The sequence below is a fragment of the Burkholderia sp. AU32262 genome (genome assembly GCF_020419985.1).
GTDB lineage: Bacteria > Pseudomonadota > Gammaproteobacteria > Burkholderiales > Burkholderiaceae > Burkholderia > Burkholderia semiarida.
In genome coordinates this window covers 1-761 of the sequence record NZ_JAIZRS010000080.1, presented here as the reverse complement: position 1 = coordinate 761, position 761 = coordinate 1, and the positions used below count along the sequence as shown (strand labels likewise).

Annotated in this window: 1 protein-coding gene; it reads right to left on the bottom strand. The window is 68.7% G+C overall.

Translation table 11 applies throughout. The annotated features are described in order from the left end of the window. The coding region (locus tag LGN10_RS33390; RefSeq protein ID WP_226226296.1) for an efflux RND transporter periplasmic adaptor subunit at nt 1-761 on the bottom strand (761 nt) is incomplete at both ends.

Here is a 761-nt window from a genome sequence, read left to right as displayed (position 1 = left end):
GCGATCGCCTGCCCCTTCTGGTCGTGCGTGACGCCGATCTGCGGCACCAGGAACGCGTTCTCGTTCACGCCTTCCTCGATCCGTGCGCGCACGAACATCCCCGGCAGCAGCACGCGGCCCGGGTTCGGGAACACCGCGCGGATCGTCACCGAGCCGGTGGTCTGGTCGACCGTCACGTCCGAGAACTGCAGCTTGCCCGGCTCCGAGTAGGTCTTGCCGTCTTCCAGGATCAGCGACACCTTCGCCGCGCCCGGGCCGCTCGTCTTCAGACGGCCGCTCTGCACGTCCTGGCGCAGCTTCAGCCCTTCGAGGCTCGACTGCGTGAGGTCGACGTACACCGGATCGAGCTGCTGCACCGTCGACATCAGCGTCGCCTGGCTCGCCTGCACGTAGGCGCCCGGCGTGACCTGCGAGATGCCGACGCGGCCGCTGATCGGCGACACGACATCCGTATAGCCGAGGTTGATCTGCGCGGTGTCGACCGCCGCCTTGCCGGCCGCGACGTCCGCCGCGGCCTGGCCTTGCGTGGCCACCGCGTTGTCGTAGTCCTGCTTGCTGACCGCGTTCGCGGCGACCAGCACCTTGTAGCGCGCGACCAGCGCGTTCTGCGTGACGAGGTTCGCCTGCGCCTTCGCGAGCGTCGCCTTCGCGCTGTTCAGCGCCGCGATGTACGGCGCCGGATCGATCTTGTAGAGGCGCTGACCGGCCTTGACGTCGGTGCCTTCGGTGAATTCACGGCGCAGCACGATGCCGTCGACCCG